The organism is Bulleidia sp. HCP3S3_C9 (assembly GCF_052064035.1).
Classification (GTDB): domain Bacteria; phylum Bacillota_I; class Bacilli_A; order Erysipelotrichales; family Erysipelotrichaceae; genus Bulleidia.
The window spans coordinates 53,787-70,960 of sequence record NZ_JBQHWJ010000006.1 but is presented as its reverse complement, the minus strand read 5'-3'; the positions used below and the strand labels follow the sequence as shown (position 1 = coordinate 70,960).

General features: G+C 36.4%; 14 protein-coding genes. 10 read left to right on the top strand and 4 right to left on the bottom strand.

Annotation, left to right across the window (positions count from 1 at the left end; translation table 11 throughout):
• Positions 1 to 325: 325 nt before the first annotated feature.
• The 7 genes from nifJ to ACTND6_RS02480 all read left to right on the top strand — a co-directional run bounded on the left by nifJ (position 326) and on the right by ACTND6_RS02480 (position 11,133).
• Positions 326 to 3,907: a pyruvate:ferredoxin (flavodoxin) oxidoreductase gene (gene nifJ / locus ACTND6_RS02510; RefSeq protein ID WP_178175242.1), complete on the top strand. Its 3,582-nt coding sequence runs from the start codon at positions 326 to 328 to the stop codon at positions 3,905 to 3,907.
• Positions 3,908 to 3,988: 81 nt separating this feature from the next.
• Positions 3,989 to 4,996, top strand: coding sequence for a glycosyltransferase family 4 protein (locus tag ACTND6_RS02505; RefSeq protein WP_441021682.1), 1,008 nt, complete (start codon positions 3,989 to 3,991; stop codon positions 4,994 to 4,996).
• 62 nt (positions 4,997 to 5,058) lie between these two features.
• Positions 5,059 to 6,165 carry a lysylphosphatidylglycerol synthase transmembrane domain-containing protein gene (locus tag ACTND6_RS02500; protein ID WP_441021680.1) on the top strand — a complete coding sequence of 369 codons (1,107 nt, stop codon included), beginning with the start codon at positions 5,059 to 5,061 and terminating at the stop codon, positions 6,163 to 6,165.
• Positions 6,165 to 8,147 carry a glycosyltransferase gene (locus tag ACTND6_RS02495; protein WP_441021679.1) on the top strand — a complete coding sequence of 661 codons (1,983 nt, stop codon included), beginning with the start codon at positions 6,165 to 6,167 and terminating at the stop codon, positions 8,145 to 8,147. The genes ACTND6_RS02500 and ACTND6_RS02495 overlap by 1 nt, the downstream gene beginning before the upstream one ends.
• 2 nt (positions 8,148 to 8,149) lie before the next feature.
• Positions 8,150 to 9,082 (top strand): 3'-5' exoribonuclease YhaM family protein, encoded by a 933-nt coding sequence (locus tag ACTND6_RS02490; protein ID WP_441021677.1) that lies wholly within the window; start codon positions 8,150 to 8,152, stop codon positions 9,080 to 9,082.
• Positions 9,083 to 9,091: 9 nt separating this feature from the next.
• Positions 9,092 to 10,405 (top strand): MurT ligase domain-containing protein, encoded by a 1,314-nt coding sequence (locus ACTND6_RS02485; protein WP_441021675.1) that lies wholly within the window; start codon positions 9,092 to 9,094, stop codon positions 10,403 to 10,405.
• Positions 10,402 to 11,133: a glutamine amidotransferase-related protein gene (locus ACTND6_RS02480; protein ID WP_178175248.1), complete on the top strand. Its 732-nt coding sequence runs from the start codon at positions 10,402 to 10,404 to the stop codon at positions 11,131 to 11,133. Before ACTND6_RS02485 ends, ACTND6_RS02480 begins: the two co-directional genes overlap by 4 nt.
• 42 nt (positions 11,134 to 11,175) lie before the next feature.
• Here ACTND6_RS02480 and ACTND6_RS02475 read toward each other — a convergent pair whose 3' ends face one another.
• The 4 genes from ACTND6_RS02475 to ACTND6_RS02460 all read right to left on the bottom strand — a co-directional run bounded on the left by ACTND6_RS02475 (position 11,176) and on the right by ACTND6_RS02460 (position 14,146).
• Positions 11,176 to 11,679 (bottom strand): NUDIX domain-containing protein, encoded by a 504-nt coding sequence (locus ACTND6_RS02475; protein ID WP_178175249.1) that lies wholly within the window; start codon positions 11,677 to 11,679, stop codon positions 11,176 to 11,178.
• 3 nt (positions 11,680 to 11,682) lie between these two features.
• On the bottom strand, positions 11,683 to 12,078 hold the full coding sequence (locus ACTND6_RS02470) for an HIT domain-containing protein (protein ID WP_178175250.1): 396 nt from the start codon (positions 12,076 to 12,078) through the stop codon (positions 11,683 to 11,685).
• A gap of 78 nt (positions 12,079 to 12,156) precedes the next feature.
• Positions 12,157 to 13,074 carry a peptidyl-prolyl cis-trans isomerase gene (locus tag ACTND6_RS02465; protein WP_178175251.1) on the bottom strand — a complete coding sequence of 306 codons (918 nt, stop codon included), beginning with the start codon at positions 13,072 to 13,074 and terminating at the stop codon, positions 12,157 to 12,159.
• 1 nt (position 13,075) lies between these two features.
• Positions 13,076 to 14,146, bottom strand: a complete 1,071-nt coding sequence (locus ACTND6_RS02460; protein ID WP_178175252.1) for a peptidylprolyl isomerase — start codon at positions 14,144 to 14,146, stop codon at positions 13,076 to 13,078.
• 164 nt (positions 14,147 to 14,310) lie between these two features.
• Here ACTND6_RS02460 and sufC point away from each other — a divergent pair, with 164 nt between their 5' ends.
• The 3 genes from sufC to ACTND6_RS02445 are packed head-to-tail and all read left to right on the top strand — an operon-like array spanning position 14,311 to position 17,167.
• Positions 14,311 to 15,156, top strand: coding sequence for a Fe-S cluster assembly ATPase SufC (sufC, locus tag ACTND6_RS02455; RefSeq protein ID WP_441021671.1), 846 nt, complete (start codon positions 14,311 to 14,313; stop codon positions 15,154 to 15,156).
• Positions 15,156 to 15,956 carry a SufD family Fe-S cluster assembly protein gene (locus tag ACTND6_RS02450; protein ID WP_441021669.1) on the top strand — a complete coding sequence of 267 codons (801 nt, stop codon included), beginning with the start codon at positions 15,156 to 15,158 and terminating at the stop codon, positions 15,954 to 15,956. The genes sufC and ACTND6_RS02450 overlap by 1 nt, the downstream gene beginning before the upstream one ends.
• Complete coding sequence (locus ACTND6_RS02445; RefSeq protein WP_441021667.1) at positions 15,950 to 17,167, top strand: aminotransferase class V-fold PLP-dependent enzyme; 1,218 nt, start codon at positions 15,950 to 15,952, stop codon at positions 17,165 to 17,167. Before ACTND6_RS02450 ends, ACTND6_RS02445 begins: the two co-directional genes overlap by 7 nt.
• The last annotated feature ends 7 nt before the right edge of the window (positions 17,168 to 17,174 follow it).

Sequence of the window (17,174 nt, the reverse complement as noted above, 5' to 3'; positions counted from 1 at the left end):
CTAGTAAATTCAATCATAGATGGTTTTTTATCTTTATATTTAGACATATACTTTTACCTCGCAGTTAAAGTGTATATCCAGCAATATGATTTTATTGTACTAAAAAGCGGACACTAAAGAGATTTCTGAACTTTTTTGAATCAGGTGGTCAGTTATGTAATATTTCTAGAAAAAAGAAAGAATACGAAGAAAAGCTTTATTTGAACGAGAAAAATGTAATTTCACTAAAATAATATTTGTGAATATATGTACAAAATTATAAAAATTTTTGTAAAACGTTTTCAAAAGAGAGTATAATTTATATGGCAAAAAAATAGGAGGACATATGAGTACAGAGAACAAAAAGGTTTTCGAAGCCATGGATGGTAATACTGCGACAGCCCATTCCGCATACGCTTTTACGGAAGTTGCCGGTATCTATCCAATTACGCCATCTTCTCCGATGGCAGAACATGTTGACGACTGGGCAACAGCTGGTCGTACAAACATCTTCGGCGATAAGGTAAAAGTCGTCGAAATGCAGGCAGAAGGAGGTGCTGCAGGTGCAATCCACGGTGCATTACAGGCTGGATCACTTTCAACAACATTCACTGCATCACAGGGTCTATTATTAATGATTCCTAATATTTACAAGTTAAAGGGTGAACTTTTACCAGGTGTAATCCATGTAGCAGCTCGTTCTTTAGCTACACACACATTATCTATTTTTGGTGATCATTCTGACGTTTATGCTTGCCGCCAGACAGGTATCGTTATGATGTGCTCTCACTCCGTACAGGATTGTATGGATCTTGCTGGTGTTGCACACTTGGTTGCTATTGATGGCAGTGTACCAGTAATGCATTTCTTTGATGGTTTCCGTACTTCTCATGAATACGATAAGATCGAAGTTATGGATTATGACTTCTTGAAGAGCTTACTTCCACAGGATAAGCTGGAAGCATTCCGTAAGAAGGCTCTTAACCCACATACAAACCCAGTTGTACGTGGTACAAACCAGAATGATGATATCTTCTTCCAGGCTGAAGAAGCACAGAATAAGCATTTTGCTGCTGTTCCAGAAATCGTTGCTAAGTACATGAAGGCTGTTTCTGAACATACAGGACGTAACTATGCTCCATTCGTATATGTTGGTGCTCCAGATGCTGAAAGAGTTATCGTAGCTATGGGCTCTGTAACAGATACAATTACAGAAACAGTAAACACTTTAGTAGCTAGAGGCGAAAAAGTTGGTTTGATCAAGGTTTACCTCTACAGACCATTCGCTCAGAACTATCTTGAAGATGTATTACCAGCAACAGTTAAGAAGATTGCTGTTCTTGACCGTGCTAAGGAAGTTGGTACAAGAGAACCATTATTCTTAGATGTATGCTATGCATTAAGAAATCATAAGGATATCACATTCATTGGTGGCCGTTATGGTCTATCTTCTAAGGATACTAACCCATCTGATATCAACGCTGTATATGAAGAACTCAAGAAGGATGCTCCTAAGGAAGAGTTCACAATCGGTATTGAAGATGATGTTACAAATCTATCCCTTGAACCAGTTGATATTCATGTAGATGCTGACTATTCTACATGCTTATTCTATGGTTTAGGTGCTGATGGTACTGTAGGTGCTAACAAGTCCACAGTTAAGATCATTGGTAACAACACAGATCTTTATTCACAGGCATACTTTGCTTATGACTCAAAGAAGGCTGGTGGTGTAACTAGATCTCACTTAAGATTTGGTCCTACTCCAATTCATTCTCCATACTATATCAACAAGGCTGACTTCATTTCTTCATCTCAGGAATCTTATGCATTCAAGTTTGACATGGTTCGTGATTTGAAGGATGGCGGTACATTCTTATTGAACACAACAATGTCTGCTGATGAAGTAGAAGATAAGCTTCCTAACAGAATGTTAAAGGGCTTAGCTGACAAGCATGCAAAGTTCTATATTATCAATGCAAACGCAATTGCTCGTGAAACTCACATGGGTACTCACACAAATACAATTCTTCAGTCTGCATTCTTCAAATTAAATGAACAGATCATGCCATATTCTAAGAGCTTACAGCTCATGGAAGACTCCGCTCGTACAACATATGCTCGTAAGGGTGAAGATGTAGTTAATAACAACATTGCTGCTATTAACAAGGGTGCTTCTGGTTTAGTTGAAGTAACAGTTAAGCCAGAATGGAGCAATCTATCTAGTAAGGGTGCTCTCTATGCTGAAACAGGAGATGCTTACTATGATGGCTATGTTCAGAAGATCAATGCTCTTGAAGGCTATGATATGAAGGTTTCTGAATTCATGGATCCTGAATTACTTGATGGTACTATGAAGGAAGACGTATCATTCAGAGAAGTACGTAACATTGCTGCGTATGTTCCTGAATGGAATGCTGACAAGTGCATCCAGTGTGGTCAGTGTGCATTCGCATGTCCACATGCAACAATCCGTCCATTCTTAATGACTCCAGAAGAATGTGCAGAAGCTAGCAAGATTGCTAACGAAAACGGATTTGAATTAACATATAAGGATCCATCTCCACTATATGGCAAGGCTAAGGAAGAAGGCTTAAAGTTCAGAATCCAGCTTGCTACTGAAAACTGTGTAGGTTGTGGTGTATGTATTACAGTTTGTCCAGTTGGTGATGGAACTAAGGAAAATCCAAAGGCTCTTGTTGCTAAGCCAATTGCAACACAGACAAAGCAGGAACCTGTAGCTGATTACCTCTACAAGAAGACACCTGAAAAGCCACAATATGGCAATGGCAACACAGTTGCTGGTGTATCTCTTGAAAAGCCATACTTTGAAGTATCTGGATGCTGCCCAGGATGTGGTGAAGCTCCTTACTACAGATTAGTATCTCAGTTATTTGGTAAAGACATGATCGTAGCTAACGCTACTGGATGTTCTATGATTTACTGCTCTGCTACTCCATCTAACCCATTCACAACAGATGCTGATGGAAATGGTGTTGCCTGGGCTAACTCATTATTCGAAGATAACGCTGAATATGGATTTGGTATGGCTGTAGCACAGGCTACAAAGTCTGCTAGAATCTTACGTATCATCGAAGAAAACATCGATAAGGTTGAACCAGCTTGCAAGGAAGCATTCACTAAGTATCTTGATGCTAAGGAAGACAGAAACGCTCAGCGTGCTGTTAAGGATGAATTAGTTGCTGCTGTTAAGGCTTCTAGTGTTGAAGCAGTTAAGCCATTACTTGAAATGGAAAGAGACCTTGTTGGTAAGTCTGTATGGATCGTCGGTGGTGACGGATGGTCATATGATATCGGTTACGGTGGATTAGACCACGTTATGGCTAACAACCTGAACGTTAACGTTCTTGTTCTTGATACAGAAACATATTCTAATACTGGTGGTCAGGCTTCTAAGTCTACAAACTACTCTGCAATCGCTAAGTTCGCTGCAGGTGGTAAGCCAACAGCTAAGAAGGATCTTGGTCAGATCTTCATGGAATATGGAACAGCTTATGTTGCTTCCGTATCTATGGGTGCAAACCAGATGCAGACAATCAAGGCATTCAAGGAAGCTGAAAGCTACAATGGCCCATCTATTATTATCGCTTACTGCCCATGTGCAGAACACGGTATCAAGGGTGGTCTCATCAGTGCTCCAACTAGACAGAAGGATGCAGTTGCTTGTGGTTATACATCACTTTACAGATTCGACCCAAGACTTGAAAAACCATTACAGATTGACTCTACTAAGACACCTGACTGGTCTAAGTTTGAATCCTTCTTGATGGCAGAAGCTCGTTACTTTAACTTGCCAAGACTCAAGGGACAGGAAGCTGCTCACGAAATGTTTGAAAAGACAAAGAAGGATGCACAGACACGTCTCAACAAGTTGATTGTTAAGGCTAAGATGCAGGAAGAAGAATAATTCTTAAGATATCCTGAAGAACAGGTACTCACACTAGTGAGTATCTGTTTTTTTATGCCTGTTTGAATTATAATTATTTAGATGAAAATACTTTTATATTTTGAAGGAGAAAGTGTAATTTCTAAATCTGGTATTGGTAGAGCTTTTAAGCATCAACAAAGAGCTTTAGAATCGGCTGGAATTGAATTTACAACGGACCCTTGGTGTCCTGATTATGACATTCTACATATCAATACATACTATATGAATTCTGAAGCAATCGTAAAAAATGCAAGAGAACATGGCAAGAAAGTCATTTATCATGCACATTCTACAGAAGAAGACTTCAGAAACAGTTTTACGTTGTCCAATACGATTTCACCAGCAGTAAAGAAATGGCTGATGCATTTATATACACAGGCAGATGCTTTGATTACGCCAACACCGTATTCCAAAAAGATATTAGAAAGGTATGGTATTCAGCTTCCTATTTTTGCGGTAAGCAATGGAATTGATTTAAAGCGTTATCAAAGAGATCCTGATAAGATTGAAGCATTCCGTAAATACTTTTCTTTAAAGCCAAATGATAAGGTTGTGATTGGTGTTGGTTTGTTATTTCAAAGAAAAGGACTGCCAGATTTTGTAGAGGTTGCAAAAAGACTTCCTGACTATAAATTCATCTGGTTTGGTGATACAAGTCGTTTGATCATTCCTAAGGAAATGAGTGATCTTGTAGATAACAATGAAATTCCAAATCTGATTTTCCCAGGATACGTGAAAGGCGGCATTATTGAAGGCGCATATAGTGATGCAGACTGTTTCTTTTTCCCAAGCTATGAAGAAACAGAAGGAATTGTGGTACTAGAAGCTCTAGCTGGTAAATGTCCAACGGTTGTTAGAGACATTGGTGCATTCCATCCATGGCTGCAAGATGGAAAGAATTGTTATATGGGTAGCAATAATGATGAATTTGTTGAAAAAATTCGTGGTGTTGTAGAAAGAGATTTGAAGGATCTAACAAATGCAGGCTATCAGACTGTAGAAGAAAGATCAATTGAATCTGTTGGACAACAGTTAAAAGAAGTTTATGAATTTGTAATGAATCATTAAGATATGATGAAGTAGTTTTATCTAAGTTGCTTAGATAAGTTATCAAAAGGTATAATATTCATATGTGGAAAAAGATCAAAAGCTTGCTTAGTAATACAATATTTAATATTTTTTTGATATTTGCCTTAGCTGGTGGTGTATTGTTTTTTACGTTGAAAGATGATGGTGGAAAAGTATTAGATACATTGAAATCTGTCAATATTACAGGATTGATATTGATTGTTTTATTGATGGTTTTTGAACGTTTTCTTTTGGGGGTTGGTCTAGCAGAAGAATGCAAATTAACGCATCCCCATTACACATATAAACAAGGATTTGTGAATTCCTATGTTGCGGGATTGTTCAATAATATCACACCAGGTGCTTCTGGTGGACAGGTAGCACAAGGGTATATCTTTAGAAAGCAGGGAATTCCCGTCAGTAATTCAATAGGTGTATTATGGCTTGATTTTATTGTGTACCAGACGACAATGTGTTCTTTTGTACTATTTCTGATTTTAGTGAAATTTCCATATTTCTATTCCAATTATTCACAATATTTTTTGATTGTTATTGCGGGATTTTTAGTAGGTGCTGCGATTATAGTGTTTTTATGGATATTGGCAATTTCTCCAAGATTCTACCAATGGCTGACGACTTCTGGAATAGAGATTGGATGTAAATTACATATTGTAAAAGATAAGGAAAAAACACTTGCACAATTGAATACGCAATTAGAACAGTTTTCAAAAGAAATTGTTGTATTACGAACACATAAGAAACTGATTGCATTTTTAGCAGTGGAAGATCTTGTCAGATTATTGATTTATTACAGTGTTCCTTTCCTTTGTGCATGTGTCTTGAAAATTCCAATTACAATGGACATGTACTTTAATATGGTTGCTTTGTCTTCGTTTGTAGCGATGGTCAATGCTTTTTTACCAATGCCTGGTTCTTCTGGAGGAACGGAAGCAACTTTCATTTTGATGTTTTCAACAATTTTTACAAAGACACAATCTGCATCAATCATGCTTCTATGGAGAATGATTACGTTTTATCAGGTATTGATTATCGGCAGTTTTGTTTTCTTGTATGCTAGAGCAAGAAAAGACATTCCGCTTACAAAAGGTGTGCCAGTGACCTATACAAAACAGGCACTAGAAGAATATGAGAAAGAAGGTGATGAATAATGCGTATTGCGTTATTTACAGATACATATCCGCCACAGATCAATGGAGTTGCCGCTTCTACTTCCATCTTAAGAAATGAACTTGAAAAGCATGGACATGATGTCGTTGTTGTGACAACATATAAAGGCAGTGGAAAACACAAATGGGATGATGATCATAAAGTATTAAGACTTGCAGGTGTTCAGCTCAAGTTTTTATATGGATATGTTATGACATCTCCTTTTCATGTTTCTGCACTGGAAGAAATTAGAAAGTTGAATCTGGATGTGATTCATGCACAGACAGAATTCGGTGTTGGTTTATTTGCGAGAATCTGTGCAAAGCAGTTGCAGATTCCACTTGTATCTACGTATCATACGACATATGAAGACTATACACATTATGTTAACTTCATTAATTCTCGTAAAGTTGATGAAATTGCAAAGGTTGGTGTTGCAAAACTTTCTCGTCTTTATGGAGATTCTTCTATTGAAGTGATTGCCCCAAGTATGAAGACAAAAGAAATGCTTGAAAGCTATCATGTCAGAAGAGAAATCAAAGTCATTCCAACGGGTCTGGAACTGGATAAGTTTTCCAGTGAAAATGCTGATCCATCTAGCCGTCATGCACTTCGTGAACAGTATGGTTTTACAGATGAAGATAAAATTATCATATATGTCGGTCGACTTGCGGAAGAGAAAGCATTGGATATTGTTGTAAAAGGAATTGCGAATACAATTCAAAAAGGGATCAATATTAAAATGATGATTGTTGGTGACGGGCCAGATTTTGATCGTTTATCTGCAATGATCAAGGAATTTGGTATTGAAGACAGCTGTGTGATGACAGGTGCGAAAAACAGAGAAGATATCCCAGCTTTATATCATTGTGCAGATGCATTTATTTCAGCTTCCTTATCTGAAACACAGGGAATGACATTTATTGAAGCTCTTGCGTCTTCTTTGCCTTTATTTGCACGATATGATGAAGTACTGGATGATTTATTACTTCCAGATAAGACAGGATGGTTTTTTAAGGATGAAAACGATCTTGTAGAATATATTGAACGTTTTATGCATTTAACAAAAGAAGAATATGAACAGATGCAGAAGAACTGTATTGCGTGTGTGCAGCCATATTCTTCTGAAACTTTCTATGAAAGAGTCATGGATGTGTATACAAATACAATCAAGCAGTATCACAACCAATATACAATCGTGGATGTTCAAGTGAAAGAAAGCATTGTACAGCTATATTTAATTTCAGATAAACACGATGAAAGAAGAATCCAGGTATCTTTAGATGATTACTACAACCTGGGAATGCGCAAGAATGGATTACTGACAAAGAAGCAGGTAGATGATTTAGTAGAACGTCAATGTGGTGCACTTGCGTATCAGAGCTGTTTAAGAAAACTTGCTTATAAAGATCGCAGCAGAAAAGAAATTTATGACTGGCTGACACAAAATACAGAATGTGATATCTATATGATCAATCGCATCATTGAAAAGCTGGAAAATAAAGGCTACATCAATGACGCAAGATATTGTGAAGATCAGATATCTTCTTTAAAAGCGGCGTTTAATGGAAATGACAAAATCATTAAAACACTGGTAAAAAAAGGCATTCCATATGAAATGATCGTAGATACATTAAATGCAAGAAAAGATGATGAAGAAGAGAATGCGATTGCATATGCTGAAAAATTATTGAATTCCTGCAAGAATGATTCTGTTAAAAAAAGTAAGAATTACGTATATAATCATTTAGTGATGAAAGGATATTCATCACAGATTGCTAGAAGTGTATCTGAAAAAATGGATTATACAAGAATTGAAAATAAAGAACTTGATAATCTATCTAAATGCTGTGTGAAAGCAAAAAAGAGATATGAAAAGAAATATCAGGGTACAGAATTGAAAAATCGCGTATTCCGTTATTGCATGGCACAAGGATATGCAATAGAAGATATATATGTAGTCATAGATGAAATGGAGTGGTAAGAATGGTCAAAATCAATGAATTTGAAGAACATATGAAGTTACAGCAGCCATTACTTGTAAAAGATGTCAAGAATGGTACAACATCAAAAGGTTCCCCATATTTATCTTTAACATTACAAGATAAAACAGGAACAATTGATGGAAAATTCTGGGATGTAAAAGAAAATGAACAGGCACTTATACAAGCTGGAAAGATTTTGAAATTCAGTTTTGAAGTGTTGCTTTATAAAGATAAATTACAGTTACGTATGAATCACGTAGAAGAAATCAGTGAAGATGAATATAATCTGGAAGATTTTGTTATCTCTTCAGACCATTCCGAAGTTGAAAGAAGAAGTTTAACACAGTCATTGATTGATTCCATTCAAAATGATGTCTATAGAAAACTTGTCATTGGCATGTTGTCCTATGTTGGAGATAAATTCTTTACATTTCCTGCCGCAAGCAAGATCCATCATGGATGGAAGGGTGGATTGTCAGATCATTCCTTATCCATGGCAATACTTGCGGATGAATTATGCAAGCATTATCCTCAATTAGATCGTGATTTGCTTGTATCTGCAGCATTGATTCATGATGTAGGTAAAACAGCAGAACTATCTGGTCCTGTTACAACAGAATATACACTGGAAGGAAAGCTGGAAGGACATATTTCACTTGCCAATGCATGGCTGAGTGAAGTGAGTGAAAAGCTTGGCGTACAGGAGCGTGAAGAAACAGTATTGATGCATCATATGATTCTTTCACATCATGGAAAGATGGAATATGGTTCACCTGTAGCTCCAATGATCATTGAAGCAGAAGCTTTGTATCTGATTGATAACATGGATGCAAGATTAACATCCTTAAAGATGGCATTAGATGCAATCAAACCAGGAACATGGACATCTCGTATGTTTCAGTTTGAAAACCGTCAGTTTTATAAACACAAATAGGAGGGCAGTATGGATATTCGATTAAAGCTTGTTCAAATCACACATGCTTTACTTCAAAAAGCAGGCAGAGGTGGCAGCTTTCCAGGTGAACTAGCACTGAAAATGGATCCAGACTTTATTCAGAAGTTTAAAATGCCAGAAATCGTTGTGCTTGTGACTGGAACAAATGGAAAAACAACAACTTCCAACTTAATTGCGGAATCTTTAAGGAAAGCTGGTCTAAAAGTTATTAACAATCGTAGAGGTGATAATTTAAATGTTGGAATTGCAACATTGCTTGCATCAAATGCAAATTCTAATTATGAAGTTCAGGGAGATGCAGCAGTGATTGAGGTAGATGAATTGACATTGTATCGTCAATTTAAAAACCTGCATCCAACGATTCTTGTTGTAAATAACTTTTTCCGAGATCAGCTGGATCGTGCTGGAGAAATGGAAACAATCATTCGCAAGATTCAGGAAGTCACAAAAGATTTCACAGGAGATATCATTTTAAATGGAGATGATCCAAATACATTGCGTATTCAGGATACTGCTTTAAAGGCACGTATCCATACGTTCAGTGTTGATCGTAATGAAGTCAGTAAGGATAAAACAGATGAAGCGAGTGAAGGTAAATTCTGTCCTAGATGCGGGAAACCATTGAAATATTCTTACTATCAATATTCTCATATTGGTAGATTCATATGTGAGAGTGATGGTTTTGGAACAATCCATCCAGATATTGAAGTGAATGCAATCGACTATAAGAATGAAACATTTACTGTTGAAAACAAGAAGTATCATAACTTTATCAACAGTATCTACGCAATTTATAACTGTGCATGTACGTTAACTGTTATGAAAACGCTGAAGCTTGATTTTAATGCCGCAAATGAAGTATTTCAATCATTTGTCATGAAAGAAGGCAGAAATGAAGTATATCAGTTAAAGAAGCCATCTGTTATCAATCTTGTAAAAAATCCTACTGGTGCAAATGAAGTAATGAAATATATCATTGCGCGCCCTGGAGATAAAAATATCTGTATCTTTCTAAATGATAATGATCAGGATGGACATGACGTTTCCTGGATCTGGGATGCGCATTTTGAGAGGTTAAACGTTCCTGAAGTCAAACGTATCGTCTGTTCTGGATTACGTGCATATGATATGGCTTTGCGTTTAAAATACGAAGGATTAGAAGATCGTATCATTGTGATTGAGAATGCAACAAAGGCAATTGAATGGCTGAATGATGCCAATCTAGAATCATATGTTATCGCAACATATACAGCACTCCATTCTACACGTGCCATTTTAAGAAAGGTGAGTGAAGGAAAATGAATCTAAAAATACTTTGGATGTATCATGATCTGATGGATCTGTATGGAGATAAAGGAAATGCAGAAGTTCTTAGAAGAAGAGCAGAAAAAAGAGGTATTGAAGTACAGTTGGATACATGTACGATTGGTGAAGAAAAGAATATAGATGAATATGATCTGTTCTTCCTTGGTGGAGGGGCAGATAAAGAACAGAATCTCATATTTGCGGATCTGCTTCAAAGAAAACAATCGATACAGACTGCAATGGATCACAAAACAGCTTTTCTTTTGATATGTGGTGGATATCAGTTATTTGGTCAGTATTATAAAGACCAGGATGGAAATGTGATTGAAGGATTGAAATTCTTTGATTACTATACAGTTGCGGGAAATCGTGATGAAAGATGTATTGGTAATATTGCGGTGGAAACAACAATGGATGGTAAAACATTCAAAGCCGTTGGATTTGAAAATCATGGCGGGCAGACAAAGAATGTATCCACACCATTTGCGAAAGTATTATCTGGACATGGTAATGAAATGCATTCTGGATTTGAAGGATTTATGAATGAGCAGGTACTGGCTACATATATGCATGGTCCTTTACTTCCTAAAAATCCAGATATTGCGGATGCGATTCTAAAGCGTGCTTTAAAGAAACGTTATGGTGAAGTTACTTTAGAACCATTGGATGACACCATTGAATATCAGGCACAGAATGTCATGCTTGAAAGACTGCAGTGTAAATAAGACTCGAAATGAGTCTTTTTTTGATGAAAAAAGAACAGTTTTTCACTGCTCTCGTATGCTTTTCTTTAATGTATTTGGAATATTATATTTGATAAAGTATTGTTCCAGAATTTCCTGGTGTGTCACAACAATATCATAGTCTTCCAGTTCCATAGGATCGACCCATTTCAGTTCAATCGACTGTTTTGATACTTTTGTATCAGGAAATTCATCGATTTGTGAATCATATGCCATATGTACAACACGATAGATATTGCCATCCAGAAAAGAAACAATTCTGCTGGGATCATCAAATAATTGAAGAACATGTACATGACTGCTCTTTAAATGAATTCCTGTTTCTTCAATTGTTCTACGTATCGCACAATCCAGAAAGGATTCCGTATCATGGATATCACCAGAAATTACACCCCAGCGAAAATTATCTTTTCGATGCTCCAGTAAAATCTGTCCTTTGCATGAAACAACAACAGCACTTCCAAAACGTGTTGGCTGATTTGGCTTTGGGGCAAATGGATCATGTCGATAATATAAAGCGGTAGGCATACATCAACCTTTGACCTTTTCTAATACTTTCGCTAAATCCTGCTTTTCACTTTCATTAAATTGAAAACATACTGCATCAGATTCAGAATATCTAGGAATGATATGGAAGTGGAGGTGATGAACTGTCTGTCCAGCAACTTCACCACAATTGTTTAATACATTACATCCAGCAGCACCTGTATTATGAACGATCTGCTTAGATAATTTAGAAATGACTTTTGCACATTTAACAACTGTTTCTTCATCTGCTTCTAGAATGTCCGCAACATGTTTTTTAGGCATGACGAGTGTATGTCCAAATGTAACCTGAGAAACATCTAAAATTGCCAGTACATCGTCATCTTCATACACCTTAGATGATGGAATTTTTCCAGAAATAATATCGCAAAAAATACACATGATAAAATCCTCCAATGAATAAAATAATTATAGCATTACAATAAAAAAAGAGAGAATGAATCTCTCTTTTTGAATGCATTATTCGTTTGTTGATGAATCTTTAGAAGATGATGTACTTGTATCTTTCATATCTTGTACAAGGTAATCAGGATAGTCTTTTTCAAGAGCATCATAGATGACTTTGTCATACACATGGAAGTTATATTTCTTGAAGAAATATGTTGTTGAATCTGACTTGATCTGAGAAACAGATACAAGAGAAGCAATACATTCATCCTTGAAGTTATCAGGATTATTGTCATCTACCTTAACAACATAGAACTTGCTTCCATCACTTGCTGGAACCTGTGACCATCCATCATCTGGAGTATTAGAATTGATGCAGCTTCTAACAATAGAATCAAGATCAGTATCTTCAATTGTGTAGATCTTGCTTTCACCAGTAGAAGAAGAGTTATGACCACTTGCTGCTTCTGCAGCAGTCTTAGAACCGTCATTTAATTCACTCAATGCAGCCTTGGCATCATCACTTGTTGTGAATTCCAATACCGTAGCTTTACGTGGTGTATATAGTTTAGCAACGTTATCCCAGTTTTGTTCGAGATATGCCTTTGGTAACTGTTCTGCCTGTAAAGATGGAATCAAAAAGTTGTTTAGATATTCATCTTCAGTCATATTGACATTTTCTAGATAAGAAGCAAATGTATCACCATACATGCTCTTATATGATTTCAGTGTCTTTTCAGCACTTTCTTTCATATCATCTGTAACTTCAATTTCAGCAGCACTGATCTGCTTTGTAGCGTTATTTGTAACAACAGATGCACCAGAAGTAGAATTCATCTTGGAATACAGATCACCTTTTGTCACTGTCTTCTTTCCTACAGAGAATAGAGCTGTGGAAGAATCCTTTAATTTTGCCTGTGCATCAGAACATCCTGCTAAAACAGAGAAAGATAGAAGGGATGCTAATAATAGATTTCTTGTGTTTTTCATGTTAGTTAGCCTCACTTTCTGCACTTGATTCTGGAGTCGCAGTTGTTTCTGGAGTAGTTGTAGCTTCTGGAGTTGCAGTAGCTTCTGTTGATTTCTTGTCTGCATCATCTGTTACATTGAATGCAGATTTGATTGCCTTTTCAATGTCATCATTTCCTTTGAAATCAATACCTAATTCCTGAGCCTTTTTCCAAATAGCTGTATTTTCCAAAGTTGTGTCGTATTGCTGAACAAGGGATAAGTATGGATCAGTGTCTGTGTTATTGCTTTCTAGAGTTTTCTGCGTAGAAGCTGTACACATGATTTTGAAGTATCCAAAGGAATCACTTCTTACCCAGTCTGATACTTCACCTTCTTTTAATGCAAGGGAAGTAGATAAGAATGTTGAGTCAATAGAAGTTGTATTTTTATCAATGACACCTAAATTACCGCCTTTGCTTGCTGTAGAAGAGTCTTCAGAATGATCTTGTGCAACTGTAGCGAAATCAGTACCATTCTTTAATTCTTCATCAACAGCAGCCATTCTCTTCTTTTCATCGTCTGTTGTTTCAGCACTTGGATTAGAAGTATCTTCATACTTGATCAGAATGTAAGATACCTGTCTGATGTTGAGGTCATCAAAATTCTTCTTAGCATAATCAGCAGTAATAGAATTGATCTTCTGAGCTTCAATCAAGTATTCTTCTAAATCAGAGAAACCTGTAGAAGCCAAGTCTTTTGCTAAATATGATTCATAGCTGGAACCATAGTTAGACTGGTAATTGGATTTGATTGATTCTGCCTGTTTTTTAGCATTGTCTTTCATTTCACTTGTTGTGTTAACGTCTGCATCAGCAACTGCCTGTTTGAATAAAGCAACAGCACTGCTAGTTCCGTTAGATGAATATAATTCATCATAGAATGCAGAAGCAGTTGTATCATTGCCATTGATTTCATATACAACATCTTCTCCATTTGCTTTCTTGCCTTTGAGCTTTCCTTTGTTTGTATCATAGATGTAATATCCAACTACACCGATAAACAATGTAGCGACAAGGACTACAAACCAGTTCTTTTTCAAGAATTTACCCATAAATCCTCCTATTAAAATAAGCTTATTAATTATATTGCAAGCACTCTTGAAAAGCAATTTTAACAATGTGAAGGTTATATGAACAAGAAAGTGAACACATTACAAGACATCTAATTCCAAAAATGATAAAATAACGAACGGAAACGAATAGAGGAAGTGTATTTATGAAAACTTTGGAAATTAAAAATCTTCATGTAGAAGTTGAAGGAAAAGAAATACTGAAAGGTGTGGATCTGACTGTAAATGAAAATGAAGTCCATGCTTTAATGGGTCCTAATGGAAATGGTAAATCAACACTGCTTGCCGCAATTATGGGGAATCCTAAATATATCGTTACAGAAGGGTCTATTACATATGATGGAAAGAACATTCTTGAAATGCCAGTCAATGAAAGAAGCGTTGCTGGATTGTTCCTTGCAATGCAGTATCCACAGGAAATTCCAGGCGTTACAAACTCTGATTTCTTGCGTGCAGCTATGAATGTAAGAAGAGAACAGCCAATTTCTTTATTCAAGTTCATTAAAGAAATGGAATCTACAATTAAAGATCTGGAAATGAAAGAAGATCTTGCACACCGTTTCTTGAATGAAGGCTTTTCTGGTGGTGAAAAGAAGAGAAATGAAATCGTACAGATGGAAATGTTAAAGCCAACTTTGAGTATGCTGGATGAAATTGACTCTGGACTTGATGTTGATGCATTACGTATTGTTGCGGATGCTTTGAATAAGATGAAGAATGAAACAAATATGAGTATGATCGTTGTATCTCACTATGAAAGATTCTACCAGTTAATCAAGCCACAATTCACACACGTACTGGTTAATGGAAAAATCGTTGTGGAAGGTGGAGAAGAATTAGCTGAAAAGATCGACCAGGAAGGTTATGACTGGATCTATCAGGAATATAACGTTCAGCCTGCTTCAGAAGCACAGAACAATGTAAGAACAGTTTCTACTGGTATTGGTACATGTGCAGTTCGTACTGCTGCAGAAAGTGCAGGAAAGAAATAATGGAACAGATCCATGTAAATATGGATGTACTTCTTCCTGCAGGATACAGTGAATATGTCATTGATACGCAGCGTGATATTGAACTGACATTCTTTGCGAAAGAAGATAGTGATGTATACATCCGCATTATAAATGCTAAAAAAATAAATATTCGTACATTTGCTGAAAGCAATACAAATGTAGCGTATCTGTTCTGGAATGCTGCGAAGAGTGAAATTCATGTAGATGAATCTCATGAAGTATTAGCGAACGCACATGTAACCGTCGCATATGTTGAATGTAATGGTGCCGCAACAATGAGAAATACATTTGTTGCATTAAGACAGGAAGGTGCTTCTGCACTTGTTACAAGTGCTTCTTTAGTTGACTGCAAGAAAAACTATCGTATGCAGGTTGTTAACTATGCACCACATACATATGGTGATATGAAGAATTATTCTGTTGTATTAAAGACAGGGGAATTAATGATTGATGCAATCGGTAAAGTTGTGAAAGGTGCACGTCGTTCACAATCTCATCAGACTTCTCGTGCATTGTCATTTGAAAAAGGTGTACATGCAACAATTCTTCCGGAATTGCTCATTGATGAAAATGATGTCAATGCTTCTCATGCAATGAGTATTGGCAGAGTAGACGATGATCAGCTGTATTATCTGATGAGTCGTGGATTATCTGTAAAGCAATGTACTTCATTGATTTCTACAGGATATTTAATGCCTATTACAGATACATTGAATAATGATGTTCTCAAAGAAAAACTGAAAGAAGAAATGGAAAGGAAGTTGAATGAATTATGTTAGATGTAGACAAAATCAGAAAAGACTTTCCAATGATCGAGAATAATCCAGATCTTGTTTATCTAGATTCTGCCGCAACAAGTCTGAAGCCACAATGCGTGATTGATGCTGTGGGTGATTTTTATGCCAGACATACATCCAACGTTCATCGTGGAGATTATCGTGTTGCTGAAATAAATGACAAACTTTATGACGGAACAAGAAATCTTGTTGCTGAATTGATTCATTGTGATAAAGATGAAGTTGTCTATACACATAATGTATCTCATTCTCTGAACCAGATTGCATTTGGCTTAAAGCCAATGCTGAAGAAAGGTGATACAGTATTGATTACGTATGCAGAACATGCAAGTAATGTATTGCCATGGTTTGCTTTACAAAAAGAAATTGGTATCAATATTGAATACATCGAAACAGATAATGAAGCAAATATTACAATTGATACTTTTAAAAAAGCAATGCACGAAGGTGTCAAAGTTGTTTCTGTTGCAGAAGTAACAAATGTACTAGGTTCGATTCAGCCAGTGAAAGAGATGTGTGAAATTGCACATTCCTATGGCGCATATATGATTGTTGATGGTGCACAGTCTGTTCCACATATGAAAGTTGATGTAAAAGATCTGGATGTTGATTTCTTAGGATTTTCCGCACATAAGATGTGTGGTCCTTCTGGTGTAGGAATTCTCTATGGAAAAAAGAAACTGCTGGATGCGATGGAACCAGTATTCTATGGTGGAGATATGAATGCTAGATTCAATAAAGATGGAGAAATGCTTTTGAAAGATACTCCTGTAAAGTTTGAGGCTGGTACACCCAATATAGAAGGTGTGATTGGTACAGGTGCTGCAATTCAATATCTTCTTTCCATTGGTTTGGATAATATTCATGAATATGAAAAAGAATTGCGTGCATATGCAATTGATAAACTGTCTCAGCTAGACAATATTGAAATCATTAATCCAGATAATCTGTATGGACCAATTGATTTCAATGCAAAAGGTGTATTTGCACAAGATGCAGCTGGATTCCTCGCAAGTAAAAATATTGCGGTTAGATCAGGCAACCATTGTGCTAAGATTCTGCATAACATTATTCATACAGATCAGTCAATTCGTGCTTCTTTATATTTCTACAATACAAAAGAAGAAATTGATCGTTTTGTTGAAGCATGTAAAGAAATTACATTAGAAAATTGTGTTGGAATTTTCTTTTAAGGAGTTA

Coding starts and splice junctions, on each gene's coding strand:
- nifJ (WP_178175242.1), top strand. CDS start 326: ATGAGTACAGAGAACAAAAAGGTTTTCGAAGCCATGGATGGTAATACT.
- ACTND6_RS02505 (WP_441021682.1), top strand. CDS start 3,989: ATGAAAATACTTTTATATTTTGAAGGAGAAAGTGTAATTTCTAAATCT.
- ACTND6_RS02500 (WP_441021680.1), top strand. CDS start 5,059: ATGTGGAAAAAGATCAAAAGCTTGCTTAGTAATACAATATTTAATATT.
- ACTND6_RS02495 (WP_441021679.1), top strand. CDS start 6,165: ATGCGTATTGCGTTATTTACAGATACATATCCGCCACAGATCAATGGA.
- ACTND6_RS02490 (WP_441021677.1), top strand. CDS start 8,150: ATGGTCAAAATCAATGAATTTGAAGAACATATGAAGTTACAGCAGCCA.
- ACTND6_RS02485 (WP_441021675.1), top strand. CDS start 9,092: ATGGATATTCGATTAAAGCTTGTTCAAATCACACATGCTTTACTTCAA.
- ACTND6_RS02480 (WP_178175248.1), top strand. CDS start 10,402: ATGAATCTAAAAATACTTTGGATGTATCATGATCTGATGGATCTGTAT.
- ACTND6_RS02475 (WP_178175249.1), bottom strand. CDS start 11,679: ATGCCTACCGCTTTATATTATCGACATGATCCATTTGCCCCAAAGCCA.
- ACTND6_RS02470 (WP_178175250.1), bottom strand. CDS start 12,078: ATGTGTATTTTTTGCGATATTATTTCTGGAAAAATTCCATCATCTAAG.
- ACTND6_RS02465 (WP_178175251.1), bottom strand. CDS start 13,074: ATGAAAAACACAAGAAATCTATTATTAGCATCCCTTCTATCTTTCTCT.
- ACTND6_RS02460 (WP_178175252.1), bottom strand. CDS start 14,146: ATGGGTAAATTCTTGAAAAAGAACTGGTTTGTAGTCCTTGTCGCTACA.
- sufC (WP_441021671.1), top strand. CDS start 14,311: ATGAAAACTTTGGAAATTAAAAATCTTCATGTAGAAGTTGAAGGAAAA.
- ACTND6_RS02450 (WP_441021669.1), top strand. CDS start 15,156: ATGGAACAGATCCATGTAAATATGGATGTACTTCTTCCTGCAGGATAC.
- ACTND6_RS02445 (WP_441021667.1), top strand. CDS start 15,950: ATGTTAGATGTAGACAAAATCAGAAAAGACTTTCCAATGATCGAGAAT.